Here is a 24,008-nt window from a genome sequence, read left to right as displayed (position 1 = left end):
CGCGCCGATGACTGACGTCTCGAAGAGCCGCGAAAACCGCTCGACGACGCGCGAGCATCCGTCACCCACTCCGGGCGATGACGCCTCGGAAGCCGTCGACGAACTGCGTCGCGCGGAAGCTCGCCTCGGCCGCCGGCGCCAAGCGACCGGCGAGCTGAGCGAAACCCACCGGTCTGCGATGAGGTTCATTCTCGAGCGCACCAGCGACGGCATCACGACCAGCCCCAGCGCCCTGGCGGAGTACCTCGACGTCACGAGTGCGTCGGCCACGATGCTCGTCCAGCGCCTCACCGAAGCTGGCCTCATCCGCACCATGCCTGACCCCGATGACCGTCGACGCAAGATGATCGTCCCGGTCGACACCGACCTCGATGCCGATGAGATCGACCCGGTCACCGGCCAGATCCGTCACCTCTCAGAAGACCTCTCGCCGCAGGAGGCGAAGCTCGTGTCGCTGTATCTCGACCGGGTCACTGCGGTCGTGGATGGGGAATCCTCGAACGGCTGACGGCGACCTGCTCGAGATGGGCAACCATCGCGCTTGTCCAGTGCCCGCCGTCGAGAGAAACCGACGGCGGGCATCCGGGCTAGCTGGCCCCTGGACGAGCTCGCGGCTAGCTCGTCGCAGCCGCGTCTTCGAGCACCCAGCCGGGGCGCACGTAGTGGCACGTGTAGCCGCCCGGGTGCTTGCGGAGGTAGTTCTGGTGTTCTTCCTCCGCGTCCCAGAATTCGCCGGCCGATTCGACCTTCGTGACGACCTTGCCGGGCCAGCGACCCGATGCGTCGATGTCAGCGATCGTCTCGCGTGCCACTCGCTCCTGCTCGGGGGTGAGCGTCAAGATCACCGAGCGGTAGCTCGCGCCACGGTCGTTGCCCTGCCGGTTCTTTGTGGTCGGGTCGTGTACCTGGAAGAAGAACTCGAGCAGATCACGGTACGAGGTCTTCGATGGGTCGAACTCGACCTCGACGGCCTCGGCATGGTCGCCGTGGTGCCGGTAGGTGGCGTTCGGGGTGGTGCCGCCGGCGTAGCCAACCCGCGTGCTGAACACCCCGGGCAGGTCGCGGATGAGTTCCTCGAGCCCCCAGAAGCATCCGCCGGCAAGGATCGCGCGCTCGTCAGTCATCAGATGCCCGCCTTGTCCTCGAACAGTCCGATGTACTGGCCGTAGCCGTCCGTCTCAAGGTCCTCGAGCGGAACGAAGCGCAACGCAGCCGAGTTGATGCAGTAGCGCAGCCCTCCCTGGTCGACGGGGCCATCGTCGAAGACATGACCGAGGTGGCTGTCAGCGGCCGCCGATCGCACCTCCGTGCGCCGCATGCCGAGCGACGTGTCGGAGTTCTCGACGATGTTCTCCGCGCTCAGTGGCTTCGTGAAGCTGGGCCACCCGCATCCGCTGTCGTACTTGGTGGTCGAGGCGAACAGGGGCTCGCCGGAGACGATGTCGACGTAGAGGCCCCGGTCGTCGTTGTGCCAGAACTCGTTGTCGAAGGGGCGCTCGGTCGCCGACTGCTGTGTCACGGCGTACTGCTCAGGCGTGAGGCGAGCGATGGCGTCTTGGTCTTTCGTGTACTGCGTCATGGGTATTTCCTCTCCAACATCAGGTCAACACGCGGGCGGGCGAAAGCGTTCCGACATTGGATGCGCGTCTTCGCGCTTGTCGGCGGACGCTCAGGTAGGCGCACAGGAAAAGCCCGCGGGGTCCGGCCAGGACGTCCAGATCGAAGCCGATCCCCGCGGGCGGGTCGGCCGCTCGCAGAAGCGGCCGAGTCTTGAATTCTGTGGTGTCTAGCGGCTCTTGCCGAGCACGTGGATGGCTCCCGTCGTGATGCCGACCTCGAGCTTCTCGAGGGTCACGCCGCGGGTCTCGGGGACCTGCGTGATCGTGAAGATCAGCGCGAGGGCTCCGATGCCGGCGAACAGGAAGAACACCCCGCTGATTCCCATCCCGGCGATGAGGCTCGGGAAGTAGAGGGCGAGGAATCCGTTGGTCATCCAGCCGAAGAACACGGAGACGCCGATGCCGAGGCCGCGCATGTGCAGCGGGAAGATCTCGGCGAGGTACACCCAGACGGCGACGTTGAGGAACGTCTGCATGGAGGCGACGAACGCGACGACGAGGATGAGGATCACGAACGGGCGCGCCGGGTTGCCGACAGGCAGCAGCAGCGACGAGGCGCCGATGAGCAGATGGCACGTGGTCGTGAGCGTGAGGCCGATCGCGAACGTCTTCCGACGGTCGACGCGGTCCATCATGTACAACGCGATGAAGCCACCGATGACGGCGACGACACCCGGCGCGATGTTCGCGATGAGGGCCGCGCTGGCCTCGAAGCCAGACTCGATGAGCACGACCTGGCCGTAGTACATGATCGAGTTGATGCCCGTGAGCTGCTGCATCATCGAGACGCCGATGCCGATGAGCAGGATGCGGATGAGCCACTTGTTGGTGAGCACGGCCGCGAGGCCGACCTTCGACTCCTTCTGCTCCTCCTCCGCCACCTGCTCGACCTCGCCGAGCTCGGCGATCGCACGCTCCTCGGAGCGCACCGTCTTGAGCACGGCGAGCGCATCCGCGTGGCGGCCCTTCTCGACGAGCCAGCGCGGCGACTCCGGCATGCGCAGCATCCCGAAGAACAGGCAGATCGCGGGGATCGCGCACACCGCGAACATGATGCGCCAGACCCCGTCGATGTGGCTGAGCGTGTTGCCGAGGATCGCATTGATCACGAACGCGGAGAGCTGGCCCGTGACGATCGCGACCTCGTTGCGGCCCGTGATGGAACCGCGGATCTCGAACGGCGCGAGCTCCGCCAGGTAGACCGGCACCACGGTGGATGCGCCGCCGACGGCGAGGCCCAGCATGACGCGGCCTACGACCAGCAGGGCGAAGTTCGGCGACGCCACGACGATGACCGTGCCGACGAAGAACAGGACGGCGAGGATGATGATCGTCCTGCGCCGGCCGATGGCGTCGGAGATGCGCCCGCCGAAGAGTGCGCCGAAGGCGGCGGCGAACACGAGCGAGCTCGTGACGACGCCCTCGGTGAAGGCGTCGAGGCCGATCTCGGCGGCCATCGGGCGCAGCGCGCCGTTGATGACGCCCGTGTCGTAGCCGAACAGCAGGCCGCCGAAGCAGGCGACGATCGAGATGAGCCCGAGCCGCCTGCGGTACGGGCCTGGCGTGAGTTTGGGGAGGGCCGTCTCTGACGCTGATGCCCCGTGCGTGGAAGTGATGAGAACTCCTTTGTCCGCGATCTGGGCCGGGTCGACCGGCCGATTGCAGGCAACCTTATACGTACTAGACGCCGAGTGCTAGTACGTAATAGTCTTTGCGTGCTGGGCGCACCCAGCAGCACAGTGTCGTGTCGGCACCGCCGTCCCCAGGAGAAACACCATGACCACGAACCCCCTCATCCGCGTCGCCCTGATCGGTGCCGGCCGCATCGGCAGCAACCACGCAGCGCTCATCGCCCGCGACATCCCGAACGCCGAGCTCATCGCCATCGCCGACCCGGTCGAGGGTGCAGCGGCGAAGCTCGCCGAGTCGCTCGGCGTCGAGCAGTCGTACACGGACATCGCCGAGCTGCTGGCCCGCCCCGACCTCGACGCGGTCGTCATCACGGCCCCGCCGCGCTTCCACACCGCGCTCGTCGAGCAGGCGGCCGCGGCTGGAAAGGCGATCTTCTGCGAGAAGCCGACCGGCGTCTCGCTCGAGGAGCTGCGCCGCGTCGAGGCCGCCGTCGAGCGCCACGACGTCGTCTTCCAGGTGGGCTTCAACCGCCGCTACGCGAACGGCTTCCCCGAGCTGCGCTCCGCCCTCGACGCGGGAACCCTCGGCACCCCGCAGCTGCTGCGCTCCGTGACCCGCGACCCTGGCCTCGCGAACCCCGCCGCGATCCCGCCGTTCACGATCTTCCTCGAGACCCTCATCCACGACTTCGACACCCTGAACTTCTTCAACCCGGGTGCCCGTGCGACCTCGGTCTACGCGGTCGCGGATGCGCTCGTCGCCCCCGACTTCAAGGACAAGGGCCTGCTCGACACCTCCGTCGTCACGATCCGCTACGACAACGGCGCCATCGCCACGGCCGAGGCGAACTTCTCTGCCGCCTACGGCTACGACACCCGCGCCGAGGTCTTCGGCAGCGCCGGCATGGCGACGGCCGGCGAGCTCGCCGCGTCCAGCCTCCGCGTCTACGGCGCGGCCGGCGCATCCTTCGATACCGTGCGTGCCGACACGCAGCTCATGCGCGCCGCCTACACGGGCGAACTGCAGGCCTTTGTCGACGCCGTCGCCGGCGTCGAGAGCCCTCGCCCGGGCACGGAAGCCGCGCTCGAGGCGATGGTCATCGCGCTCGCCTGCATCGAGTCGGTCAAGACCGGTGCACCGGTCGAGGTCGTCCGATGAGCGGGGCTGCTGCGGCTAGTCAAGGTGACGTGAGCCGCGGAGCAGGCGCAAACGCGGATGCCGGCACCGCCACGTCACCGTTTGTGCTCGCCGCCTGCGCGGAGATGCTGTTCCTCGACCTGCCGTTCGAGGAGCGCGTTCGCCGCATCGATGAGGCCGGGTTCGAGGTCGAGATCTGGCGCTGGTGGGAGAAGGACCTGGATGCGCTGGTCGCGACCGGCGCGACGTTCGGCTCCATGTCGGGCTACGTCCGCGGCGAGCTCATCGATCCGGATGGGGCCGACGCGATCGTAGAGACGGCGCGCGAGTCCCTCGAGGCGGCACAGGTGCTGAACGTGCCGCGCCTCGTCATCCACGGCACGGGCCTCGACGACAACGGCCTGCCTGTACGCCCGAGCGCGCACACGACCCCGGCCGACTGGCTCGCCGCGCTGCGCACGCTCGAGCGGCTCGCGAAGCTCGGCGAGGAGTACGGCAAGGTCTTCACGCTCGAGAACCTGAACCACGCCGTCGACCACCCCGGGGTGCCGTTCAACCGGGCGAGCGACACGATCGCGCTGGTCGCGGCCGTCGACAGCCCGTACCTCCGCCTCAACCTCGACCTGTACCACGCGCAGATCGGCGAGGGCGATCTCGTCGACCTGTGCGGGCGCGCGCTGCCGTACATCGGCGAGATCCAGGTGGCGGATGTGCCCGGCCGCTGCGAGCCGGGGACGGGCGAGATCCACTACCCGCGGGTCGCGCGTGCGCTCGACGAGCTCGGCTACACGGGAGTCGTCGCGATGGAGGCGTTTGCGTCTGCCGACTCCGACCTCGCGCTGCGTCGGTTCCGGGAGGCCTTTAGCATCGACGTATGAGCGACGCCGACGCACGAGACGCCCGCCGCCCGGCACGACCGGGCGGCGGCAGGCGCGTCACGATGCGCGACGTCGCCGATGCGGCGGGCGTCTCGCAGCCGCTCGTGTCGATCGTCATGCGGGATGTGCCGGGCGCGAGTCCCGAGTCGCGAGCGCACGTCCTTGAGGTCGCGGCCCGCCTCGGCTACCGGCGCGACGAGCGGGCACGCATGCTGAAGCAGGGTCGGTCGCGGCTCATCGGCATCGTCTTCCATGCGGCGCAGCCGTTCCACGGTCAGCTCATCGATGAGCTGCAGCTCGCTGCGCGGACAGCTGGGTACAACGTGTCGCTCGCCGCGGTCACCAAGCGGCGGGGTGAGGCGGATGCGGTCGAGGCGCTGCTGGGGGAGCGGGTCGAGGGGCTCGTGCTGCTCGGCGCATCGCTGGACGAGCAGCAGCTGAACCGGATCGCCGACGAGGTCCCCGTCGTGACGGTGGCCAGTCAGTACTCGTCCGAGCGCTTCGACAGCGTCTCCATGGACGATGCACGCGGCACCGAGCTCGCCGTCCAGCACCTTCACGAGCGCGGTCACTCGCGCATCCTGTACCTCGGGGCGCCGGGCGTCTCGGGGGATGAGGTGCGCACGGAGACGTTCCTCGAAGCCGCGGCCGAGGCCGGGCTCGGAGACGAGGTCGCGATCGTCGCTGGGGGAGCGTCCGAAGCCGCGGGCGCGGAAGCCATCGAGGATGCGCTGCGGCGTTACCCCGACACGACCGCCGTGATCGCGTTCAACGACCGCAGTGCGCAGGGGGTTGTCGCGCAGGCGCGCCTCCTCGGCAAGCGCGTCCCCGAGGATCTCGCCGTCGTCGGCTTCGACAACTCGGAGCAGGCCGAGCTGCCCTACCTGCAGCTCACGAGCCTCGCGCAGGACCCCGCGCAGCTCGCTTCCGCCGCCGTCGAGATGGTCGTCGGGCGAGTGGATGCGAACGCGGAAGGCGAGTCGCCGCGGATCGGAGAGCACCGCATCCTGCCGACCGAGCTCGTGGTGCGCAGCAGCAGCGGGGGTCCGACGCAGAACTTGAGATGACGAACACTTGGCTGCCCAGGTGCGACGCGGGCGGACGCCCCGCCTGATGAGGGATTCAGGCTAGCCGCGCTCGGTAGGCTTCCTGGATGCCGTTTGGTCGGGGGTTCCGTGTGCTCTGGAGCGCGTCGTGGAGGGTCCGAGAGTGGTAGACCCCGCCCCGTCGATCGCCGCAGGACGTCGCCGCTGACGGGGCTGGCCTTCGCGAGTGATCAGCGCCGCTGGCGCCGTCGTCCCCAATCTCGGGCAGTATGAATGCCGTGTTCTCCTCTCTCGTGACCGACCAGTGGATGCCGACTGTGCTGGATGCGGGCGCCAGCGACCTTGCCCTCGTCGTGGTCGACCTGACACTGCCCGAGCGTCGATCGGTGGCGCGCCTGCGTGTGGAGGCAGGCCCGGTGCTCGTCTCGCTGACGCCGGCACGCGCCCGTGAACTCGCGCTTGCTGAGGGGGACCGCATCGACGACGCAGCGCTCGGGCTCGTCCTTGAGCGCGCCGGCGTGACGCTCAACGGCGCGGATCATCTCTTCTATCTGACGCTCGACGCGCAGGCCGCGCTTCGCGGCGAGGCACCCAGCCCGGGAACCCGGCAGCTGACGGAAGCGGATGCTCCCGCCTTCGAAGAACTGACAGCAGCAGCACCCGAGGCTGATCTCGACGAGGCGTTCGTCGAACTCGACCACTGGCTTGTGTTCGGAACCTTCGTCGGTGGCAGGCTCGCATCCGCCGTGAGCATGTACCCCTGGGACGGCACTCGACTGGCAGACCTCGGCGTGATCACGCTCCCCGAGTTCCGCGGTCGAGGCCTTGGCCGCACGACGGTCCGCGCGGCGAGCTCGGCAGCACTCTCGCGGGGATACGAGCCGCAGTACCGCTGCCAGGTGGACAACGTGGCGTCCGTTGCGCTGGCGCGCGCCGCGGGCTTCACGCCCTTCGGTCTCTGGGAAGTCGTCGCCGCTGAGGAATGACGACGCGTCGCATCGGTAGGGTCGCTCCATGTGGCAGACGGACAGCGAAGACTTCGCGGACATCAAGAACGCTGAACTCGCGCTGCTCTCTTCCTCCGTCAGGACCGACTCCACTCAGGTGTCCTCGTTGCTCTCCGACGACTTCGCGGAGATCGGGCGATCAGGGCGTCGTTGGACCTCTGCAGAAACGGTGGCCGCCCTGGGAAGCGAGGAGGAGCACCCTCTCCCACGCACATCCGAGTGGCTTTTCAATCGGGTGAGTGCGGAGCTTGTGCTGGTGAACTATGTGATCCACGAGCCCGGCCATGACAGTCGGCATGCATCGCTCTGGGACACGCGAGGTCCCACGCTCCGATATCACCAGGGAACGATCATCCCGAACTAGGTGCCATCGATTGAACGTTGGGCGGTGGCTCGTTGGAGGTGGGCACCTTCGGTCCCTGTTCACAGCGCCTGCATCGAAAGCGGTGCCTGGATCGTGTCGAAGTTGATGTCAGGGTCCTTCCCCGCCCGGGTTCGCTGCGGCTACGGCAGGGGCTTCGTGTGCCGGAGCTCGACGAGCGCGCGTGCGCTGCCCTCATCCGCGACCTTGCTGGCGCCGTCCGCGAGCCAACCCTGGCGCTCGTAGAAGCCGATCGCGCGCTGGTTGCCCGACAGTACCCATGCATAGGCGTCCGTGTGTCCTGCCGCGCGGAGTTCCGTCTCGGCGTGACCGATGAGCGACGCGCCGACCCCCGTCGACCAATGGTCCGGATGCACGTACAAGCCGCCGAGCTCACCGCGGTGGCCCTCACCGGCGTCTCTCCCGGGGCCGAACGCGACCCAACCGACGATGCGTTCCCGTTCTTGGGCAACGAGCAACCGGTGAGGCTGCGGGGCGCCGAGGTCCGTGGTCTCCCCGCGCGACGATGCGACGATCCAGCGCTTCCAGACTTCTGAGCGTTGCTCGACGCTCAGGCCAGCCAGCACCTCCGCGGGGATGAGGCCCGCGTACGCGGCCCGCCACGAGTCGACATGCACGACCGCGACACCGCGCGCATCCGCTTCGGTCGCCCATCGGAGCGTGCTGCCTCTCATGCGGGCAGGCTATCGCGCGGTCGACACCAGGTCCTGGCCGGGCAGCGCCCACCGGCGGCGGAGGTAGTCGGCGACGAAGATGTTGCCGAGGAACGGCAGCACGCTGAAGATGATGACGCCGGCGAGCCACGCGTCTGTCCCTCGGAACGCGAAGAGCCCGATCGTCGAGACGACGATGACGGCCACGGACGCGAGGATGCCGTTCCTGCGCACGCGCGACGACCAGTGCTGGCTCGCGCCGACCATGATGAGGCCGGCCACCCAGCCGAGGACCGGCACCAGGTACCAGCCGACGATGAGGGCGACGGACGTGATGATCGGGTACGCGCGGCTCGGCCCGGTGTCTTCGAGCGACGCCGTCTCCGCCATGGCGTCGGCGGCGATCGTGCCTGGCGCCCCGAGCTCCCGGATGCGAACTCGGGTCTCGTCGATGTCGAGTCCGCGGAGCGTGTCCGCGATGTCGTTGAGCACTTCGTCCCTGACCTGGGGTGCCCCGTCGCGGAGAGCGGTCTGGAGTTCCTTCAGGTAGCTGCCTGCGACTTCGTTCTGCGATTCGAAAGGCTTCATTGGTCTCCTGCTTCCGTCTGATCGCGCGAGCCGATGCTGTCGCTCGTGGTCGTGGTCGTGGTCGTGCGTGGTTGGGTGACTTCCTCCACGGCGGAGGCGAACGGTGCCCACTGGGATCGGAACTGCTCCAGCTCGGCATGCCCTTGGCTGGTGAGCGCGTAGTACTTCCGTGGGCGCGCCGAGTCGGAGTCGTCGGCGTGCGCGGCGATCAGCCCGCGCTCGCGCAGGCGAGTCATCAACGGGTAGAGCGTTCCGATGCTGCCGATGAGCCCGAGGGAGACCAGTCGTTCTGAGATCAGCCACCCGTACATGGGCCCCTGTTGGAGGAGTCCGAGGACGCAGTACTCGACGACACCCTTGCGAAGTTGCGCACCGACTGAGGTTGTCATGCATTGCACTTTACTTTGCAATGCAAGGTATTGCAATGCATGGCGTGTGGGGCGGGCCGGGTCAGCGCAGTTCGCGCGCTCGGTAGAACCGCACAGCGAGGCCCGTGCCGACGGTGATGCCGATGACGCCGATGGCGGCACACGCGGCGACGACACCCTCGAGGGGCAGTGCGGAGAACGTCTGGTCGCCGAGGATGCCGGCGGCCTGGCCCACCCACGCTCCACCCGCGATGACGATCACCGGCGCGTAGACCATGAAGCGTCCGCGGGTGTAGCCGACGCGGAAGAGCACGGGGAGCTGCACGCCGACCGCCAGGCCGACGATCGCGAATGCCGCCGCGTAGCTCACGATGAGGAGCTCTGGCGCGAGCTCGCGGTTGCGCACCAACGCCATGACGAAGGTCACGACGGTCGCGACGGCGACGGCGGCGAGGCCGTACAGGAGCACTGCGACCGCGCGGCCGACGACGACTGAGCTCCGCGAGATCGGGAGCACTCCGTAGAGCGTGTCGAGTCGATCGCGTTCATCGCCCAGGAATGGGGCGGACAGGATGAGTGAGGTGACGAGCGCGGATGCGGCGATCGCCATTCCCGGTACCGGGAGCACGATGCCGACGAGGGCGATGAACGCGAGCAGCAGGAGCGTCTGCTTCTTGACGGCCCACGACATCAGGTCGAAGCGAGTGAATGCGAGCGTCATGCTGTTGCCTCCTCGTGCGCGGCGTTCAGGTGGATGATGATGTCGTCGATGGTCGCCTCGTCGATCACGACCTCAGGTCCGTACAGCGGGGAGTCGTCCACGCGGATGAGCGCGGACCATCCCTGGCCGGTGTGCTGGGGGCCGAGGGCGCTCGCGGGTACCGTTCCCGTGCCGCGCGCGATGGCGAAGCTCTCCTTGACGTCGGGGAGCGGGCCGCGGTGCGCGATGCGCCCGCCCACGAGCACGATGAGGTCGTCGGCGAGTTCGTCGAGGTCGGTCGTGATGTGCGTCGAGAACAGCACCGCGTGCTGCGGGTCGACCATGAACTCGCGGATCACGTCGGTGATCTCTCGGCGTGATGCCGGGTCGAGGCCGCTCGAGGGCTCGTCGAGGATGAGGAGTTCGGGTCGCTGGGCCAGTGCGCACGAGAGTGCGAGCTTCACGCCCTGGCCTCGCGAGAGCTCACCGACTCGTCGCTTCTGTGGGATGGCGAACTGCTCGAGCAGCTGCGCGAAGCGGGTGTGGTCCCACCTCGGGTAGAACGGCGCGAGCCTGCGGCCGAGCGAGGTCACGCGCCAGTCTTCGGCGGCCGTCGGTCGGTCCAGCACGATGCCCGTCTTCGCGAGGGCTGCGCTCGCGCCGGCGGGGCCGCCAAGCACCTCGATACGTCCCGCATCGGGGGTGATCAGGCCGAGCAGCGAGCGGATGATCGTGGTCTTCCCGGCGCCGTTCGGGCCGACGAGTCCGACCACGGAACCACGTGGAATGGTGAATGAGATGTCCTCGACCGTGAAGTCGGGGCGGGTGATGCGCAGGTCCGTGATCTGCGCTGCGTCGTCAGTCATTGTTCCTCCAAGCCTCATCGAGGCGTCGGTGCATTTCGTCGATGTCGATGTGGGCGCTTCGGGCTGCGATGAGCAGCTCCTGCAGTGCGGCGGCGACTCGCTGCTCCAGGGCTCCGGAGGCGATCGTGGGGTCGACCTCCAGCACGACGAATCCGCGGCCGTGCTCGTTGCGGACCAGGCCCTCGTGGACGAGGTCGTTGTAGGCGCGTGTCACCGTGATGACACTCACTCGGAGATCTGCAGCAAGCTGGCGCAGTGACGGCAACGTCTCGCCCGCCGCCACGTCTCCGGACAGGATCGCCGACCGTACCTGCGTCTTGATCTGCTCGTAGATGGGCGCCGAGGCGCTTGTCGAGATCAGTACTTTCCGCATGCGCACTCCACTGTACATAAACACCATAACACCAGAACAGTTCTCATTCTAGGCCCGTCGTCTGTGGCACGATGGTCCGTCGCCTCGAGCCGGACTTGCAGCTTCCGTAGCGTCATGTGGTGCAGTGGATGCAATCCCGCCCACCCAGAGGAAGGCCGCACATGTTCTCGTCGTTCATCCCGCCGCGCCAGGTCACGATCGGGGGCGCCGCCGAGTTCGTCGGCACCACTCCGCGCGCGATCCGCCACTATCACCAGATCGGCCTGGTCTCGGAGCCCGAGCGGGGAAGCGACGATCGCCGCCGCTACGGCTACGACGAGATGATCCAGCTGCTGTGGATCCGCCGGATGGCTGAGGCCGGCATCGCCCTCGATGACATCCGGGACGCCTTCGCGGGCACGGCCGACTCCGCCGACAACGCGGGCGGCGACGGCGACGGCGATGACGTCGCGCGCATCCTGGAGCGACTGGAGGAGTCCCTCGTCGTCCGGCAGGCCGATCTCGAGCGGCAGCGGATGGCCGTGCAGCGCATGCGCGCGCAGGGAAGCAGGTTGGGGCTGCTCTCCGATGTCGTGAGCGACCGCCTCGCTGACCTGCCGGACGGGGCTCTGCGGCAGGACGACCTGGACGCCTTGCTCGTCACCGAGCGGATCTTCGGCGAGCTCGGCGCATCCGTCCAGGCCTCACGCTTCATGGCCCTCGCCACTCACCCGGATCTGCGGGACGAGTGTGACCGGGTCGACGCCGCCGAAGAGGCGCTCGACGACACGGTCGCCGTCGACGACCCCCGCGTGGCAGCGGTGGCCGCCGAACGGGCCGCATTCGAGGCCAAGCTCAACGGGGTCATCGAGAGCTCCGGCCTGGCGCAGGCCGACAACGACCGGTTCGACGCCTGGGAGGAGTCGCATCCAGCTCCCGTCGCCGGTGCGACGCGCGGGTCGACGAGTCTCGTCGATGCCGTGCAGATGATGCCGTACGACTTCTCGCCTGCGCGCTGGCGGAGCATGGAGCTCGCGCAGGAACTCGCTCTCGAGCTGTACTGACCGGCGCGACTACAGCGGCCGGCGTGTTCACACCGCGACGGCCGCGGGTTCCGCGCTGTGGTCACGGCGGATTGGGGACTTCTCACTATGGCAAGCGTCGGCAGCACGGCGCATACTCGAGACCACCGAGCCGAAGGAGTCCCCCGATGAAAAAGATCCTCACCATCGCCGCCAGCCTCGCCCTAGCAGTCGGCGTCGGCGCAGGCGCTAACGTCGCAGCGGCCCCCGCCGCAGAAGCGGCGACCTCCTATCAGTATGTGTGGGGTTCCACTCCGGGTTCGTGCACTCAGGCGGCGAAGTCGTACATCCGAAATTGGTCCTTCGGGTACCGGGCGGCGCTGTACACGCCCTGCGCATACGACGCCGCGAAGGGCCGCTACTGGTCGAAGGTCACCTTCTACACCTCGTGACGACGCGTCGGATCGACGGATCTTCGCTCCGCTGAAGGGGCCTCAGCGGTTTGCCGCACGCCCGCAGGGTTCGGACGCGACGCCTCACGCATCCAGAGGGTGGAGGATCGTGATGATCGGGCCCGCGATTGGCGTCGCCGAGCGTCCCGGGCAGGAACCGACGGTCGTCCCCAGCCATCACGGTGGGTTCATGGGTGGCGAGTTCGGCTACGCCGGCCAGCCTGAGGCGTTCGCGGCGAAGCTGCGGGAGGTGCTCGACGCTGCTGGCTAGTTAGCTGCCCTCGATGAGGCCGAGGTGCACGAACGCGGCGTGCAGGCCGTCGTCGTCGACGGACGAGGTGACGAAGTCCGCGGCTTCCTTGGCAGCGGGCGTCGCGTTCCCCATCGCCACGCCGACACCGCAGGCGAGCAGCATCTCGAGGTCGTTGCCACTGTCGCCGACGGCGATCGCATCCTCGATACCGAGGCACAGTGATGGCAACAGTGTCTCGATGGCCGCCGCCTTGTGCACCCCGAGCATGGAGATCTCGCCGCCGCCCGTGCCGAGACCGGGCATGGTGCCGCCGACGATCGCGTACTCGGTGCCGAGCCGCGCCTGAACCCGGTCGAACGTCGTCTGGTCGTCACTGCTGAACACGACCTTCGCGGTCCGGTCGAGCTCCAGTGGGCCGGAGTCGATGACGTGATGCCTCAGCCCCGACTCCTCCAAGTCGCTGAACCCGAGCTGGGTCAGGATGCGCCGCATCCGCGACCGGTGCCCGACCGTCGTGTGCATGGCGTGCCGACCCTGCAGGCTGTAGTCGACGCCGAGCTCGTCGAGGGCGCGCGTGAGGGCGGTCGCCTCCGCCTCGCTGAGATGCTTGTCGACGATCCACGACCCCTCGTAGAGGACGTACGCGCCTGCCCCCGCGACCATGCCGTCGAAGCCGACCGCCTCGACCCGCGGGTCGATCTCCAGCGGGCTGCGCCCCGTCGCGAGGAACACGAGATGCCCGTTGGCCTGCGCCTCCTTGATGGCGGCGTGCGCCGACTCCGGCACCTCGCCGAGGTCCGTCGTCAGGGTGCCGTCGATGTCGAGGAACACCGCCCGCCGTGAGGTCGTCCTGGGTGCATCCACCACCGAAATCTACCCGCGCGCGGCGAGCTCTGCGCCGAACATCGCCGATGAAGGGAGGTTGTCCTTCGCGAGCGGCTGGCCGTCGGCGAGTGCCTGCGTCCAGTCGTGGGTGGTCGCGACAGCCGCGAAGTTCGACTGCAGCAGAGTCATGAGCGTGGTGTGCACCGTCTTGGCCGGGGCGAAGCCGGCGCTGTTCGCGATGTTGATGGCGCCGGTCGCATCCGAGAGCACCTCGACGGCGATCCCGTGCGCCTCCGCTTCGACGGCCGAGGCGATGATGCAGTTGTTGGTCATGTAGCCGACGAGGGTGATCGTGTCGATGTCCTGCTCTCGCAGCCAGGGGAGCAGGTCCGTGTCGGCGAAGACCGAGCCGTACTGCTTGACGACGCTCTTCCACTCGGGCTGCCGACGCTGCTCCACCTCTGGGTGCAGGGCGAACTCGGGCGTCGTGGGGTTGAAGACGGGCGCCTGGTCGCCGGCCGTGTGCTGGACCGCCACGACCGGGACTCCAGAATCGACCACCGCGTCGATGGCGGCGGCGATGTTGGGCAGGGACTCGGCCAGCGGTGGGAACTGGATCTCGAGGGGGCCCGAGAAGTACTGCTGCTGCACGTCGACGAGGACGAGGGCTCTGCGAGGGGAGGTCATGATCTTCTGCTCCAGACGTTGGTGACGGCACGCGCCGTGCCTCCATGTTCTGCCGCCGCGACTCGTGGTGCCACTGGCAGGAATGCACGCTTACGATGAGATCACGCCAAGCAAAGGGGAACGCATGAAGATCGCGGTCTACGCCTTCGCTGGGGCCTCGATGTTCCACCTCTCGGTGCCGCATCTGGTGTTCGACGAGGTCGCGCGCAGTGGGGCGGCGCCGTGGCAGACGTCCCTCTTCTCCGAGGATGCAGGCTCGGTGACGACGTCGGAGGGCTACACGCTCGGTGGCATCGAGGGGCTCGACAGTGCTCGCGACGCTGATCTCATCGTGGTGCCCTCCTGGATTCAGGATGGAGTCGCGCCGAGCCCCGCGCTCGCGGAGCTGCTCCAAGAACGTCACACGAGAGCGGTGCCGATCGTGGGCCTCTGCCTTGGCGCGAACGCGCTCGCGGATGCGGGCCTGCTGGCCGGGCGCAGCGCCGTGACGCACTGGAAGAGCACCGAGGAGCTCGCGCGGCGCCACCCGGAGATCTCGGTGGAGCCGTCCGCGCTGTACCTCGACCATGGGGACGTCATGACCTCGGCGGGCACCGCATCCGGTATCGACGCCTGCCTCCACATCGTGCGCACGCGGCTGGGGTCGGCGGTCGCGAACCGCGTCGCGCGCCACCTGGTCGTCGCGCCTCATCGGGAGGGTGGGCAGGCGCAGTACATCGAGCGGCCCGTGCCCGCCGACTCGAGTGGGGGAGCGATCGCGGTCGCCTGCGCGTTCGTGCTCGAGCACCTCACCGAGGAGCTCAGCGTGGCGCGCCTCGCGGAAGCGGCGCACCTCAGCGAGCGGTCCTTCGTGCGCGCCTTCCGTGAGGAGACGGGGTCGACGCCGGCCGCGTGGGTGCGCTCGCGCCGCCTCGACGAGGCGCGAACCCTCCTCGAGACCAGCGAGCTGTCCGTCGATCAGATCGCCGCCGCCTGCGGATTCGGGAGCCCCGTCACCCTGCGGCAGAACTTCGCGGCCGCATTCGGGAGCACCCCGTCGAGCTACCGGAGGCGGTTCGGTGAGGGAGCGGGGGATGGTGTGTGACGGGTCGGTGAGGGTTGCTCAGTTCCACGAATGGGCGGTGCGGGCTCGAGCGGCTGAGCTCACCGGGTCGTCACGTCGTACGTGGTTCGGACGAGGCCATCTTCGGTGGCATGACTGCCCCGGACCGTGAGGAGTACGTCGGCGTCGATGGCACCGAAGAGTGATCGCCCAGAGCCGAGAATGATGGGAGCAACCGACAGGGTGATCTCGTCGACGAGGCCTGCGCGAAGGAACGACTGGATGGTGCGGCCACCGTCGATGTACACCTCCGCCGCTCCGCCTTCCTCCAGGAGTCGAGTCGCCTCGTCGACGGACTCGGCCCTCGTCACGCGCGCATCCTCGACCGCTGCTCGTGAGGTGAGCACGATCACCCGCTTCCCGTCGAACGGCCACCCGTCGAAGCCCAGCACCGACTCGTACGTTGCACGCCCCATGACGATCGTGTCGATGGTCGGGGAGAATGTCTCCCAGACGAGTGCGGGGCGGTCGCTGTTCCCACTAACCGCGTGCGGTCGGGGCGACGGGTCGGTCAGCCACTCGAGTGTGCCGTCCTCCCGCGCGATCTTGCCGTCTGCGCTCACGCCGATGAAGACGCGGCCGCGCCAAGTACGAGAATTCATTTCCACATCTCCAGAAATCGATCGAGGGTCATCAGGGAAGAAACCGGTTCGCGGTTCACTGCGGTGCGCAGCAGGGACCCGTGCAGGGCATCGAGCAGCACCGCGCCTCCGGCCCGCGCGTCGGCGAGGCGCGGAAGGTCCATCGCCTCGAGGAGTTCAGCGAGTCGGGTGGCTTGTCTCTCCCAGCCCTCCGCCAGCAGCGCGCTGAGCATCGGGTCTCGAAGTTCCCCGATGATCTCCGACAGGGCGTACAGGGCGCCTGCCGCCGAGCCAGCGCCGAATTCGCGCCCCACGTACTCGCGGAGCGCGTCGCCAGGGTCCACTCCGGCGGGCGGAGGTCCCTGTGGGATGAGCTCGACCCACCGCCGTGTGAGGGCCTGGACGAGCCCCGCCTTCGAGCCGAAGCGCTTGACCAAGCCCGAGGCGCCGATACCGGCCGCCGGGGCAACATCCGCAAGCGACCACGGACTGAAGTCGGTGCGCTGCTCCAGAGCCTCAACGATCCGAGCCAGCAGCTGTTCATCTTCGAGTCGACGCGGGCGGGCCATGAAGTTAGTGTACACGCGTTTCTTAACTGAGATGGGTGCGCACCGCATCGGCACACGTCGCTCTGGGACACGCGAGGCCCAACCCGGCGATACCACCGGGGGACGATCGTTTCTCGCTAGTTGTCCGTGCTGCCCCCGCCCCTACCGTCGCCTTTTCAGCTCGTGCCCGAGGATGACCGCATGAACTCGGTCGCGGACGTGCAGCTTGGCGAAGATGCGGTTCACATGCGTCTTCACCGTGGCGGGGGAGAGGTGGAGCGTCTCGCAGATCTCACCGTTGGAGAGCCCGGCGACCACGCACGCGAACACCTCGAGCTCGCGCGGGCTGAGCGGGTCGAGCGGATAGCTCGGGTCGTCGTCCACGGGGCTCGCAGGGCTCTCTGGGTGCAGATGCGAGCCTCCGGAGGCGTAGTGGTCTATCAGCTGCTTCGTGATCCGGGGCTCGACCACGGCCTCGCCCGAATGAGCCGTTGCTGGAGCGGTGGGGTGTGACGAGGCCGATGCTCTCGTAGTAGCGCAGCGCGGTCGCGCTGATCCCGCTCCGCTTGCTGACCTCAGAGATACGCATGCCGGGAGCTTACGAGCGCGGAGCGGGCTTGACCTTCGAGCGGCTCGAACGTCTACCGTCAGGTCGTGCCCATCAACTTCACCTCGAACCCCGTCTCGTGACGCGCCTCGTCGCAGTCCTGGAGCGCCACCAGATCGCCTTGTACCTCGCGGCGATTGCAGCTGGCGGCGCGCTCGGCCTCCTCGCTCCCGGGGCGCACCACCTCGAACTCGCGATTGAGCCGGTGCTCGCGCTGCTGCTGTTCGCGACGTTCCTGGGCGTCCCGTTCGCGGCCATCGGCAGGTCACTTCGCGATGGTCGCTTCCTCGGGGCCGTGGGAGTCGTGAACTTCGTGATCGTGCCTCTCGTCGCATACGGACTCTCGAGGTTCGTGGCGGATGAGCCGGCCTTGCTGTTCGGGGTGCTGCTGGTGCTCCTCACGCCGTGCATCGACTACGTGATCGTGTTCGCCGGCCTCGCGGGCGGCGCATCCGACCGACTGCTGGCAGCCGCCCCGCTGCTGATGCTCGCGCAGATGCTGCTCCTGCCGATCTACCTGCTGATCTTCCTCGGCCCGGATGGGGTGGCCGTGGTGGAGGTCGGCCCGTTCGTGCGCGCCTTCCTGCTGCTGATCGTGGTGCCACTCAGTGCCGCCGCACTCGTCCAGCTCCTCGCGAAACGACGCCGCAGCGGTCGGGTGATCGAGCGCAGCATGCTGAACCTGATGGTGCCGCTCATGATGGCGACCCTCTTCACGGTCGTCGCATCCCAAGCCGGAGCGGTTGGTGCTGCCGGGCCGCAGCTGCTCATGCTCGTGCCGATCTACGTCGCGTTCCTCGTGATCATGGTGTTCGTCGGCCTCCTGGTCGGACGAGTCTTCCGCCTCGACGTTCCCGCGACGCGAGCTCTGGCGTTCAGCGGTGCCACTCGCAACTCCCTCGTCGTGCTGCCACTCGCGCTCGCCCTGCCACCAGCGCTCGCGCTGGCTCCGGTGGTCGTCGTGACGCAGACGCTCGTCGAACTCGTGGGCATGGTCGCCCTCGTGCGCATCCTCCCCAGGATCACGCGAGAACGAGTGGGGGAGCAGGCGCCGCTGGGCTCGTTCGGCAGCTGACCGACGCGCTCAGGCAGCAGGCTTGCAGACCTGGGATGCTGAGGTGTGGCTCTCTACGACGCGACGTTTTCGCGGATTCCTGGCTTCGTCTCTCGGCGTTCCCTGCCACGCACGATCGTGGCGACGGGTGCGCTCCTGCTGTGCATGGCAGCGGTGGTGTTCGCGGTGGTGAACTTCGCCGGGTTGATGGAGTACTCAAAGGAGAGCGCTGAGGAAGCGTCGCGCCCGCGATATCAGGCGATGCGGGGGCTGGGGGTTCTTCCCATCGCGATCATCATCCTCGCCGTGACCTTCGGAGTCTTCGCGGTCGGGGCGATCACTGGGGCCTGGACGCGCGTGTGGGTTCGCGAGCAGACCGGCACGCCACTCCGAAAGCGTTTCGAAGGGTACCACGCGCTCAGCCCGGACGCGTTCGAGCGGCTCCACGCGGCGTTCACATCCGGCGACCCGACCCGGTACGTGCCGCTGCCGGAGCAGACCCGCGGAGGTGACGGCGTCGTCTTCATCTGGACCGCCGACGCCGACCAACTGGCGTTCGTCGGAATGACCTGGGGGAGCAGGCGGAAGACCACCCGCAACGCGCCCCTCATCGTGCTCAGCGGTCGTCCGTTCGACGACCTCGATCGTGCCCTCCGTGCGGGCCTCACGGCTCCGTGGGTCGCAGGCTAAGAAGCTGAGACGAGTCGAACGGGCTCACCAATCCGGTTGACCCGCAGCCGCATGCGGATGCGGATGCGGTCGAGTTGAGCCGACGGCGATCAGTGCCAGGCCTGCGAGCTGCGCACTGCCCCGACGGTGAACGGGCGATCCGGGACGATCGCCGACCATCGCAGCGCGCGGTGGATGCTGTGCCAGAGGATCGAATCGTGACCCGCCCCGAGAGGCCGCCCCGCCGCATCCACCGTGCCCGCGACGTATCCCTCCGGTCGACGTTCACCAGGCCACAGACGCGCAACGCGACCACCCATGACAACCGCGCGCTTCTCGAGCAGCGTCAGGCTGGTGTACCCCATGGGCACGTTCTCGAACAGGACGTCCTGCCTGAAGTCGTCGGCCGTTCCGCACCGGGAGACCCCGCGTCCGGTCTCCACGAACAGGAGCGTCTCGTCGTGGTCGGTGTCGAAGACCGATGGATGGTCCCGAAGCCAGGTCGCGTGTCCGGCAGGTTCGTGATCGATGTTGGGCACTTCGACGGCCTTGTCCCACCACGAGCTGGAATCGACGATCATCGAAACGTTCACGCTCTTCACGAGGCGTGATCATACGGGCTCAGCTCATGCGCTCGCCGAGGAAACTCGACTGTTGGTGCCCGCCGCGAGGTGGAACACTCACGGCTCCCGGTCCGTCTCACGAAGTTGCCAATCATCGACCTGCCGGGTTGCGCGCGCGGTTACCTGAGCCCCGCGGCTCGTTCCCGATCCGCGAGATCCGGGACTCGCAGGCGGGCCTGCTCGGCGGTGATCTCGTGTGGATTCGAAACTCCTGATTCCCAGTAGGCGCCGCAAACGGCGCAGCGGAAGTACTCCGACATCTGGAGGGGAACCGAGCCGAGTTCGCGTGGCTCACGCGCGTCGCGACGCTCCCACCGGGCACGGCAAGACCCGCACCCATTCTCGATCCAGGTCAGCGCGGGACCACGAAAATCTCGGTCAGGCAGCACAAGCGCCTCCTTCGCACAGCGTTCTCGGTCGGTGGGAGTCTACGAGGCCGTCGCCGTGATGCTCCGACTAGGCAATTACTCGCGGAAGGCGGCCGTGCCGACTGAGGTAGTCCTCGACGAGCTCCTCTTCGGTGACTCGCCCGCCAGCATGCAGTCGCCGCAGGTGCGGAACCAGCCAGCTGCCGTCGGCCTTCACAACGTGCGCCAGTGAGCGCGTCTGCAGGGCTTCGTCGACGCTGATGACGCGACCGGCAGAGCCGTGGCCCACGCCCTCGCTGAGCCCGATAGTCCACACCCGGTCTTCGCTCAGCACGAAGTCGACGTCGTGGGGCCATGCCGGCGAGCCCGCATCTCCCTGCCGCGGCGGGCTGGAGGCCAGGCGCAGAATGCGCTTCTTCGGTTCGCGGCCCACCATCACAACATCATGACCGAGAACCCGACAGCACCCCGTTTCGCGAAACCTATGGGTTTTGAGATGTCTCACCGGAGAGCAACGACTCGCTGTGCGACATCGATTCCATCCGCACGTCGCCCTCACTCCCCAGATGCCGACGGCCACGACCATGGATGGCCACACTTGGCTGTGTTTAGTCGTCGCTCCCGGGTTTCGACGCGCGACGACTGAACCAGAACCCGCACGCTAAGGGGATTACGAAGGTCGAGCTGAAGAAGACTCGCCCCCAGTAGTCATCGATTAGGGGTGCAGTGAAGATGAGGACAACCAGGCAGACAATCGTGACCCCGTACAGCACATGAGCGCGTCGCCTGTTCCTAGCGAACCCGGAACCCGCACCCGTTGCTCGGAGCTCCCACTTACCCGGCCCCGCTTGCCAGACCCTGCCATCGGAGCTGGTGAACACAGTGCCCGGATTCACCGTGTGAAGTTTTGGCAAGTCCGAGCTGGTCAACGCACTGTGCTCGCCATTCGTTCCCATGCGCGAAACGTAGCAGGTGAAGCAGTCCGCGATTCGAGCACAGCCCGGCACTGCCACCCCTGGCACCCAACTCACTGACGCAGCGAACGTGCGTCCATCGGAGCCGCAAAACCCTAGGGTTTCGAGACGTCTCACCCCTGGAGTGTCCCCCGGCCCAGATTCCGCGCGGGTCCGCGCGGCTCGATTCTCAAAACTATGTGTCACAACTTCGGCGACGAAAACGCGTAGCCGCCGTCGGTTTTGCGACAGCGCTGAGCTGGCATGAAAGACGCCTCGTTCTCGCCATCCGCCCGCCCTTGCGCCTTCTCGAAACTTCCACTCAGTGGAAACCCCCGCCCATCGCATTCGCTCGCCCCGCACACTCGTCTCATCCTTCCCAACGACGAGAGGCGTTCGATGACGAGCGACGAGAGCCCCAGCCAGGTCGCCCAGAGCGCGGAAACCGGCGCACGCCAGTCCACGCAGGTGGCGATCATCGGAGCTGGGCCGGCTGGCCTGCTGCTCGGACACATCCTGGGCCAGGCGGGCATCGACTACCGCATCCTCGAGGCGCGCGACAAGGAGTACGTGCTCGGCCGCATCCGCGCCGGCGTGCTCGAACAGGACTCCGTCGACCTCCTCGCCAAGTTCGGCCTCGACGCCGACCTCAAGGCCAACGGCCTCACCCACCACGGCATCTACCTCCAGCACGAGGGGGAGCGCCACCACATCGACTTCGCCGAGCTCACCGGCCGCACCGTCACCGTCTACGGCCAGCAGGCGCTCGTCCACCACCTCGTCGCCGAGCACGAACGCCTCGGCTCGCAGCTCATCTTCGAGGCCACCGACGTGCAGCCGACCCGCATCGAATCAACGCACGACGGCGACCGCGCCTCCCTCGCCTACACGGCCCCGGACGGTGAGCGCATCACCCTCGACTGCGACTACATCATCGGCGCCGACGGCTACCACGGCGTCTGCCGCCGCACCTTCCCCGAAGGCACCCTCGACGTCGCCGAACGTGTCTACGACTTCGCGTGGCTCGGCATCCTCGCCGACGTCGCCCCCTCCACCGACGACCTCATCTACGCCCTCCACCGCGACGGCTTCGCCATGCACTCCATGCGCTCCACCACCGTCTCCCGCCTCTACCTGCAGGTCAGCCCCGACGACGACATCGCCAACTGGAGCGACGAACGCATCTGGGCCGCCCTCCAGACGCGCCTCGGCACCGAGGGGTGGACCCTCACCGAGGGCCCCATCACCGAGAAGTCGATCCTGCCCATGCGCAGCTTCGTCGTCTCCACCCTCAACTACGGCCGCCTCTACCTCGTCGGCGACGCAGGCCACATCGTGCCACCCACCGGCGCGAAAGGCCTCAACTCGGCCATCGCCGACGTCGCCCTCCTCGCCGAAGCCCTCCAAGCCCACTACGCCGGCGACGACACCGGCCTCGAGCAGTACAGCGACAAGGCCCTCGACCGGCAGTGGAAGGTGCAGCACTTCTCGCAGTGGATGACCGACATGCTCCACGTGCACCCCGCCGACGGCTCCGCCGAGCAGAGCGCCTTCGACTTCCAGCGCCAGCTCGGACAGATCCGCTACGTCACCTCCTCGCACGCCGCCCAGGTCAGCCTCGCCGAGCAGTACGCCGGCCTCCCGTTCGTGGATGCACGATGATCGCCGGGCAGGAACGACCCGAGACGCTCGACGGCCCCGTCGGCTCGCTCGTCACGCAATCGTTCATCTCCCAGCAGATCGCCGACATGCACACCGCGCACGCCGACGATGCCCGCAGCCACCCGCTGCGCGACTTCGCCCCGTACCGCTCCGTCGCGCTGCGCCACCCCACGCACCAGCTCGTGCGCGCCGACCCCGAGGAGATCGAACTCGTCTCGCCGGCCTTCGGGCATACGGACGTCGCGGCTGAGGAATCCGACCTCACCATCCAGCACAACGGCGAACCCATCGGCGAGCGCATCATCGTCTCCGGCCGCATCCTCGACGGCGAAGGCCGCCCCGTGCGCGGCCAGCTCGTCGAGATCTGGCAGGCCAACGCCGCCGGCCGCTACGTGCACAAACGCGACCAGCACCCCGCCCCGCTCGACCCGAACTTCACGGGCGTCGGCCGCATCATCACGGGTGACGACGGCGAGTACCGCTTCACGACCATCAAGCCCGGCGCGTACCCGTGGAAGAACCACCGCAACGCGTGGCGGCCCGCGCACATCCACTTCTCGCTCTTCGGCACGCAGTTCACGCAGCGCCTCATCACGCAGATGTACTTCCCCGGCGACCCGCTCTTCGCGCTCGACCCCATCTACCAGTCCATCGTCGACCCCGCCGCGCGCGCGAGGCTCGTCGCGAACTACGACCACGACGTCAGCGAGCACGAGTGGGCGATCGGCTACAGGTGGGACATCGTGCTCACCGGCTCGAAGTCCACGTGGATGGAACCGGAGGACGACGACCATGCCTGAGGCAACAACTCCCACGCCGCTCGGCCAGACCCCGTCGCAGACCGTCGGCCCCTTCTACGGCTACGCCCTGCCCTACGAGCGCGGCGGCGAGATCGCCGCACCCTGGCGACCCGACTCGATCCGCCTGCACGGCACCGTCACCGACGGAGCGGGTGAGGCGGTTCCGGATGCGATCCTCGAGCTCTGGGGTCTCGACGCCGACGGCCAGCCGGTCGCGCAGCGCGGCAGCCTCGAGCGCGACGGCTACACGTTCACGGGCTTCGGACGCACCCCCGCCGACCGGGACGGCCACTACTCGTTCACGACCATCAAGCCAGGACGACGGGATGCGGGCGCAGCGCCCTACCTGCTCGTCACGATCTTCGCGCGCGGCCTCCTCCACCACCTCTTCACCCGCGCCTACTTCGCGGACCAGTCGACCGAGAACGAGGGAGACGCCGTGCTCGCGGGCCTCGCCCCCGAGCGCCGCGCGACCCTCATCGCGACCCCGGATGCGCCAGGCAGCTACCGCTTCGACATCCGCCTCCAAGGCGACGGCGAGACCGTGTTCTTCGACTTCGGACAGGAGCTGTGA

Annotated in this window: 30 protein-coding genes and 1 pseudogene; 14 read left to right on the top strand and 17 right to left on the bottom strand. The window is 67.9% G+C overall.

Features of this window, described 5'->3' with window-relative positions; all coding sequences use genetic code 11:
- Positions 1-7: 7 nt before the first annotated feature.
- Complete coding sequence (locus ACQFZP_RS08915) at positions 8-508, top strand: MarR family winged helix-turn-helix transcriptional regulator (protein WP_211891091.1); 501 nt, start codon at positions 8-10, stop codon at positions 506-508.
- 106 nt (positions 509-614) lie between these two features.
- Here the strand turns inward: ACQFZP_RS08915 and msrA are convergent, their stop codons facing one another.
- The 3 genes from msrA to ACQFZP_RS08900 form a co-directional block, all read right to left on the bottom strand.
- On the bottom strand, positions 615-1,124 hold the full coding sequence (msrA, locus tag ACQFZP_RS08910; protein ID WP_211891090.1) for a peptide-methionine (S)-S-oxide reductase MsrA: 510 nt from the start codon (positions 1,122-1,124) through the stop codon (positions 615-617).
- Positions 1,124-1,579 carry a peptide-methionine (R)-S-oxide reductase MsrB gene (msrB, locus tag ACQFZP_RS08905; protein WP_104310650.1) on the bottom strand — a complete coding sequence of 152 codons (456 nt, stop codon included), beginning with the start codon at positions 1,577-1,579 and terminating at the stop codon, positions 1,124-1,126. The genes msrA and msrB overlap by 1 nt, the downstream gene beginning before the upstream one ends.
- Before the next feature lie 207 nt (positions 1,580-1,786).
- A complete protein-coding gene (locus ACQFZP_RS08900) occupies positions 1,787-3,256 on the bottom strand; it encodes a sugar porter family MFS transporter (RefSeq protein WP_211891508.1) in 1,470 nt (489 codons plus the stop codon).
- A 139-nt stretch (positions 3,257-3,395) separates the two neighbouring features.
- Between ACQFZP_RS08900 and ACQFZP_RS08895 the strand changes: the two genes are divergently transcribed.
- The 4 genes from ACQFZP_RS08895 (at position 3,396) to ACQFZP_RS08880 (ending at position 7,298) form a co-directional block, all read left to right on the top strand.
- The gene (locus ACQFZP_RS08895) at positions 3,396-4,409 is read left to right on the top strand and encodes a Gfo/Idh/MocA family oxidoreductase (protein WP_211891089.1); all 1,014 of its coding nucleotides are present in this window, start codon (positions 3,396-3,398) and stop codon (positions 4,407-4,409) included.
- 104 nt (positions 4,410-4,513) lie between these two features.
- Positions 4,514-5,266: a TIM barrel protein gene (locus ACQFZP_RS08890; protein WP_211891507.1), complete on the top strand. Its 753-nt coding sequence runs from the start codon at positions 4,514-4,516 to the stop codon at positions 5,264-5,266.
- Positions 5,263-6,333 (top strand): LacI family DNA-binding transcriptional regulator, encoded by a 1,071-nt coding sequence (locus ACQFZP_RS08885; protein WP_211891088.1) that lies wholly within the window; start codon positions 5,263-5,265, stop codon positions 6,331-6,333. Before ACQFZP_RS08890 ends, ACQFZP_RS08885 begins: the two co-directional genes overlap by 4 nt.
- Positions 6,334-6,590: 257 nt before the next feature.
- Positions 6,591-7,298: a GNAT family N-acetyltransferase gene (locus tag ACQFZP_RS08880; protein ID WP_211891087.1), complete on the top strand. Its 708-nt coding sequence runs from the start codon at positions 6,591-6,593 to the stop codon at positions 7,296-7,298.
- 525 nt (positions 7,299-7,823) lie between these two features.
- Here the strand turns inward: ACQFZP_RS08880 and ACQFZP_RS08875 are convergent.
- From ACQFZP_RS08875 to ACQFZP_RS08850, 6 genes are all read right to left on the bottom strand, one after another.
- Positions 7,824-8,375 (bottom strand): GNAT family N-acetyltransferase, encoded by a 552-nt coding sequence (locus ACQFZP_RS08875; RefSeq protein WP_211891086.1) that lies wholly within the window; start codon positions 8,373-8,375, stop codon positions 7,824-7,826.
- 9 nt (positions 8,376-8,384) lie between these two features.
- Entirely contained in the window at positions 8,385-8,942 is a 558-nt protein-coding gene (locus ACQFZP_RS08870; protein ID WP_211891085.1) for an HAAS signaling domain-containing protein, read from the bottom strand.
- On the bottom strand, positions 8,939-9,331 hold the full coding sequence (locus tag ACQFZP_RS08865; protein ID WP_211891084.1) for a PadR family transcriptional regulator: 393 nt from the start codon (positions 9,329-9,331) through the stop codon (positions 8,939-8,941). Before ACQFZP_RS08865 ends, ACQFZP_RS08870 begins: the two co-directional genes overlap by 4 nt.
- Positions 9,332-9,392: 61 nt before the next feature.
- Positions 9,393-10,031, bottom strand: coding sequence for an ABC-2 transporter permease (locus tag ACQFZP_RS08860; RefSeq protein WP_104310635.1), 639 nt, complete (start codon positions 10,029-10,031; stop codon positions 9,393-9,395).
- Positions 10,028-10,876 (bottom strand): ABC transporter ATP-binding protein, encoded by an 849-nt coding sequence (locus ACQFZP_RS08855; RefSeq protein WP_211891083.1) that lies wholly within the window; start codon positions 10,874-10,876, stop codon positions 10,028-10,030. The genes ACQFZP_RS08860 and ACQFZP_RS08855 overlap by 4 nt, the downstream gene beginning before the upstream one ends.
- Entirely contained in the window at positions 10,869-11,249 is a 381-nt protein-coding gene (locus ACQFZP_RS08850) for a GntR family transcriptional regulator (RefSeq protein ID WP_104310633.1), read from the bottom strand. Before ACQFZP_RS08850 ends, ACQFZP_RS08855 begins: the two co-directional genes overlap by 8 nt.
- Positions 11,250-11,410: 161 nt before the next feature.
- Between ACQFZP_RS08850 and ACQFZP_RS08845 the strand changes: the two genes are divergently transcribed.
- The 3 genes from ACQFZP_RS08845 (at position 11,411) to ACQFZP_RS08835 (ending at position 12,973) form a co-directional block, all read left to right on the top strand.
- Entirely contained in the window at positions 11,411-12,292 is an 882-nt protein-coding gene (locus ACQFZP_RS08845; protein ID WP_211891082.1) for a MerR family transcriptional regulator, read from the top strand.
- Between the two features lie 146 nt (positions 12,293-12,438).
- Positions 12,439-12,702, top strand: a complete 264-nt coding sequence (locus ACQFZP_RS08840) for a hypothetical protein (protein ID WP_211891081.1) — start codon at positions 12,439-12,441, stop codon at positions 12,700-12,702.
- Between the two features lie 112 nt (positions 12,703-12,814).
- Positions 12,815-12,973, top strand: a complete 159-nt coding sequence (locus ACQFZP_RS08835) for a hypothetical protein (RefSeq protein WP_211891080.1) — start codon at positions 12,815-12,817, stop codon at positions 12,971-12,973.
- Here ACQFZP_RS08835 and ACQFZP_RS08830 read toward each other — a convergent pair whose 3' ends face one another.
- Positions 12,974-13,819: an HAD family hydrolase gene (locus ACQFZP_RS08830; RefSeq protein WP_211891079.1), complete on the bottom strand. Its 846-nt coding sequence runs from the start codon at positions 13,817-13,819 to the stop codon at positions 12,974-12,976.
- 9 nt (positions 13,820-13,828) lie between these two features.
- The gene (locus tag ACQFZP_RS08825; protein WP_211891078.1) at positions 13,829-14,467 is read right to left on the bottom strand and encodes an isochorismatase family protein; all 639 of its coding nucleotides are present in this window, start codon (positions 14,465-14,467) and stop codon (positions 13,829-13,831) included.
- A 124-nt stretch (positions 14,468-14,591) separates the two neighbouring features.
- Between ACQFZP_RS08825 and ACQFZP_RS08820 the strand changes: the two genes are divergently transcribed.
- Complete coding sequence (locus ACQFZP_RS08820) at positions 14,592-15,551, top strand: GlxA family transcriptional regulator (protein ID WP_211891077.1); 960 nt, start codon at positions 14,592-14,594, stop codon at positions 15,549-15,551.
- A 59-nt stretch (positions 15,552-15,610) separates the two neighbouring features.
- Here ACQFZP_RS08820 and ACQFZP_RS08815 read toward each other — a convergent pair whose 3' ends face one another.
- The 4 genes and pseudogenes from ACQFZP_RS08815 to ACQFZP_RS08800 form a co-directional block, all read right to left on the bottom strand.
- Positions 15,611-16,171 (bottom strand): dihydrofolate reductase family protein, encoded by a 561-nt coding sequence (locus ACQFZP_RS08815; protein ID WP_104310623.1) that lies wholly within the window; start codon positions 16,169-16,171, stop codon positions 15,611-15,613.
- Complete coding sequence (locus ACQFZP_RS08810) at positions 16,168-16,719, bottom strand: TetR/AcrR family transcriptional regulator (protein ID WP_146080702.1); 552 nt, start codon at positions 16,717-16,719, stop codon at positions 16,168-16,170. The genes ACQFZP_RS08815 and ACQFZP_RS08810 overlap by 4 nt, the downstream gene beginning before the upstream one ends.
- Before the next feature lie 141 nt (positions 16,720-16,860).
- Positions 16,861-17,169, bottom strand: coding sequence for a helix-turn-helix domain-containing protein (locus ACQFZP_RS08805; protein ID WP_307852798.1), 309 nt, complete (start codon positions 17,167-17,169; stop codon positions 16,861-16,863).
- Positions 17,170-17,197: 28 nt separating this feature from the next.
- A pseudogene (locus tag ACQFZP_RS08800) lies at positions 17,198-17,287 on the bottom strand (MerR family DNA-binding transcriptional regulator); the annotation flags it as partial.
- A 97-nt stretch (positions 17,288-17,384) separates the two neighbouring features.
- On the opposite strand from ACQFZP_RS08800, the gene ACQFZP_RS08795 reads away from it, so the two are divergent.
- Positions 17,385-18,380, top strand: coding sequence for an arsenic resistance protein (locus tag ACQFZP_RS08795; protein ID WP_307852797.1), 996 nt, complete (start codon positions 17,385-17,387; stop codon positions 18,378-18,380).
- A 45-nt stretch (positions 18,381-18,425) separates the two neighbouring features.
- Positions 18,426-19,049: a hypothetical protein gene (locus ACQFZP_RS08790; protein ID WP_211891073.1), complete on the top strand. Its 624-nt coding sequence runs from the start codon at positions 18,426-18,428 to the stop codon at positions 19,047-19,049.
- Between the two features lie 89 nt (positions 19,050-19,138).
- On the opposite strand, the gene ACQFZP_RS08785 is transcribed toward ACQFZP_RS08790, so the two are convergent.
- Both ACQFZP_RS08785 and ACQFZP_RS08780 read right to left on the bottom strand, forming a co-directional pair.
- The gene (locus ACQFZP_RS08785; RefSeq protein ID WP_211891072.1) at positions 19,139-19,630 is read right to left on the bottom strand and encodes a hypothetical protein; all 492 of its coding nucleotides are present in this window, start codon (positions 19,628-19,630) and stop codon (positions 19,139-19,141) included.
- A gap of 477 nt (positions 19,631-20,107) precedes the next feature.
- Positions 20,108-20,455: a hypothetical protein gene (locus ACQFZP_RS08780; protein WP_211891071.1), complete on the bottom strand. Its 348-nt coding sequence runs from the start codon at positions 20,453-20,455 to the stop codon at positions 20,108-20,110.
- A 916-nt stretch (positions 20,456-21,371) separates the two neighbouring features.
- Here ACQFZP_RS08780 and ACQFZP_RS08775 point away from each other — a divergent pair.
- Genes ACQFZP_RS08775 through pcaG form a run of 3 tightly spaced genes read left to right on the top strand, consistent with a single transcriptional unit; the run spans position 21,372 to position 24,008 of the window.
- Positions 21,372-22,634: a 4-hydroxybenzoate 3-monooxygenase gene (locus ACQFZP_RS08775; RefSeq protein WP_211891070.1), complete on the top strand. Its 1,263-nt coding sequence runs from the start codon at positions 21,372-21,374 to the stop codon at positions 22,632-22,634.
- Positions 22,631-23,434 carry a protocatechuate 3,4-dioxygenase subunit beta gene (pcaH, locus tag ACQFZP_RS08770; protein ID WP_211891069.1) on the top strand — a complete coding sequence of 268 codons (804 nt, stop codon included), beginning with the start codon at positions 22,631-22,633 and terminating at the stop codon, positions 23,432-23,434. Before ACQFZP_RS08775 ends, pcaH begins: the two co-directional genes overlap by 4 nt.
- A complete protein-coding gene (pcaG, locus tag ACQFZP_RS08765; RefSeq protein ID WP_211891068.1) occupies positions 23,427-24,008 on the top strand; it encodes a protocatechuate 3,4-dioxygenase subunit alpha in 582 nt (193 codons plus the stop codon). The genes pcaH and pcaG overlap by 8 nt, the downstream gene beginning before the upstream one ends.

The organism is Pseudoclavibacter sp. Marseille-Q434, from assembly GCF_050315415.1.
In the GTDB taxonomy this organism is placed as follows: domain Bacteria; phylum Actinomycetota; class Actinomycetes; order Actinomycetales; family Microbacteriaceae; genus Pseudoclavibacter.
Note: the sequence above shows the minus strand (reverse complement) of the source record. Positions and strands in the feature narration are given on the sequence as shown.

Coding starts and splice junctions, on each gene's coding strand:
- ACQFZP_RS08915 (WP_211891091.1), top strand. CDS start 8: ATGACTGACGTCTCGAAGAGCCGCGAAAACCGCTCGACGACGCGCGAG.
- msrA (WP_211891090.1), bottom strand. CDS start 1,124: ATGACTGACGAGCGCGCGATCCTTGCCGGCGGATGCTTCTGGGGGCTC.
- msrB (WP_104310650.1), bottom strand. CDS start 1,579: ATGACGCAGTACACGAAAGACCAAGACGCCATCGCTCGCCTCACGCCT.
- ACQFZP_RS08895 (WP_211891089.1), top strand. CDS start 3,396: ATGACCACGAACCCCCTCATCCGCGTCGCCCTGATCGGTGCCGGCCGC.
- ACQFZP_RS08890 (WP_211891507.1), top strand. CDS start 4,514: ATGCTGTTCCTCGACCTGCCGTTCGAGGAGCGCGTTCGCCGCATCGAT.
- ACQFZP_RS08885 (WP_211891088.1), top strand. CDS start 5,263: ATGAGCGACGCCGACGCACGAGACGCCCGCCGCCCGGCACGACCGGGC.
- ACQFZP_RS08875 (WP_211891086.1), bottom strand. CDS start 8,375: ATGAGAGGCAGCACGCTCCGATGGGCGACCGAAGCGGATGCGCGCGGT.
- ACQFZP_RS08870 (WP_211891085.1), bottom strand. CDS start 8,942: ATGAAGCCTTTCGAATCGCAGAACGAAGTCGCAGGCAGCTACCTGAAG.
- ACQFZP_RS08865 (WP_211891084.1), bottom strand. CDS start 9,331: ATGACAACCTCAGTCGGTGCGCAACTTCGCAAGGGTGTCGTCGAGTAC.
- ACQFZP_RS08860 (WP_104310635.1), bottom strand. CDS start 10,031: ATGACGCTCGCATTCACTCGCTTCGACCTGATGTCGTGGGCCGTCAAG.
- ACQFZP_RS08855 (WP_211891083.1), bottom strand. CDS start 10,876: ATGACTGACGACGCAGCGCAGATCACGGACCTGCGCATCACCCGCCCC.
- ACQFZP_RS08850 (WP_104310633.1), bottom strand. CDS start 11,249: ATGCGGAAAGTACTGATCTCGACAAGCGCCTCGGCGCCCATCTACGAG.
- ACQFZP_RS08845 (WP_211891082.1), top strand. CDS start 11,411: ATGTTCTCGTCGTTCATCCCGCCGCGCCAGGTCACGATCGGGGGCGCC.
- ACQFZP_RS08840 (WP_211891081.1), top strand. CDS start 12,439: ATGAAAAAGATCCTCACCATCGCCGCCAGCCTCGCCCTAGCAGTCGGC.
- ACQFZP_RS08835 (WP_211891080.1), top strand. CDS start 12,815: ATGATCGGGCCCGCGATTGGCGTCGCCGAGCGTCCCGGGCAGGAACCG.
- ACQFZP_RS08825 (WP_211891078.1), bottom strand. CDS start 14,467: ATGACCTCCCCTCGCAGAGCCCTCGTCCTCGTCGACGTGCAGCAGCAG.
- ACQFZP_RS08820 (WP_211891077.1), top strand. CDS start 14,592: ATGAAGATCGCGGTCTACGCCTTCGCTGGGGCCTCGATGTTCCACCTC.
- ACQFZP_RS08815 (WP_104310623.1), bottom strand. CDS start 16,171: ATGAATTCTCGTACTTGGCGCGGCCGCGTCTTCATCGGCGTGAGCGCA.
- ACQFZP_RS08810 (WP_146080702.1), bottom strand. CDS start 16,719: ATGGCCCGCCCGCGTCGACTCGAAGATGAACAGCTGCTGGCTCGGATC.
- ACQFZP_RS08780 (WP_211891071.1), bottom strand. CDS start 20,455: ATGGTGGGCCGCGAACCGAAGAAGCGCATTCTGCGCCTGGCCTCCAGC.
- ACQFZP_RS08775 (WP_211891070.1), top strand. CDS start 21,372: ATGACGAGCGACGAGAGCCCCAGCCAGGTCGCCCAGAGCGCGGAAACC.
- pcaH (WP_211891069.1), top strand. CDS start 22,631: ATGATCGCCGGGCAGGAACGACCCGAGACGCTCGACGGCCCCGTCGGC.
- pcaG (WP_211891068.1), top strand. CDS start 23,427: ATGCCTGAGGCAACAACTCCCACGCCGCTCGGCCAGACCCCGTCGCAG.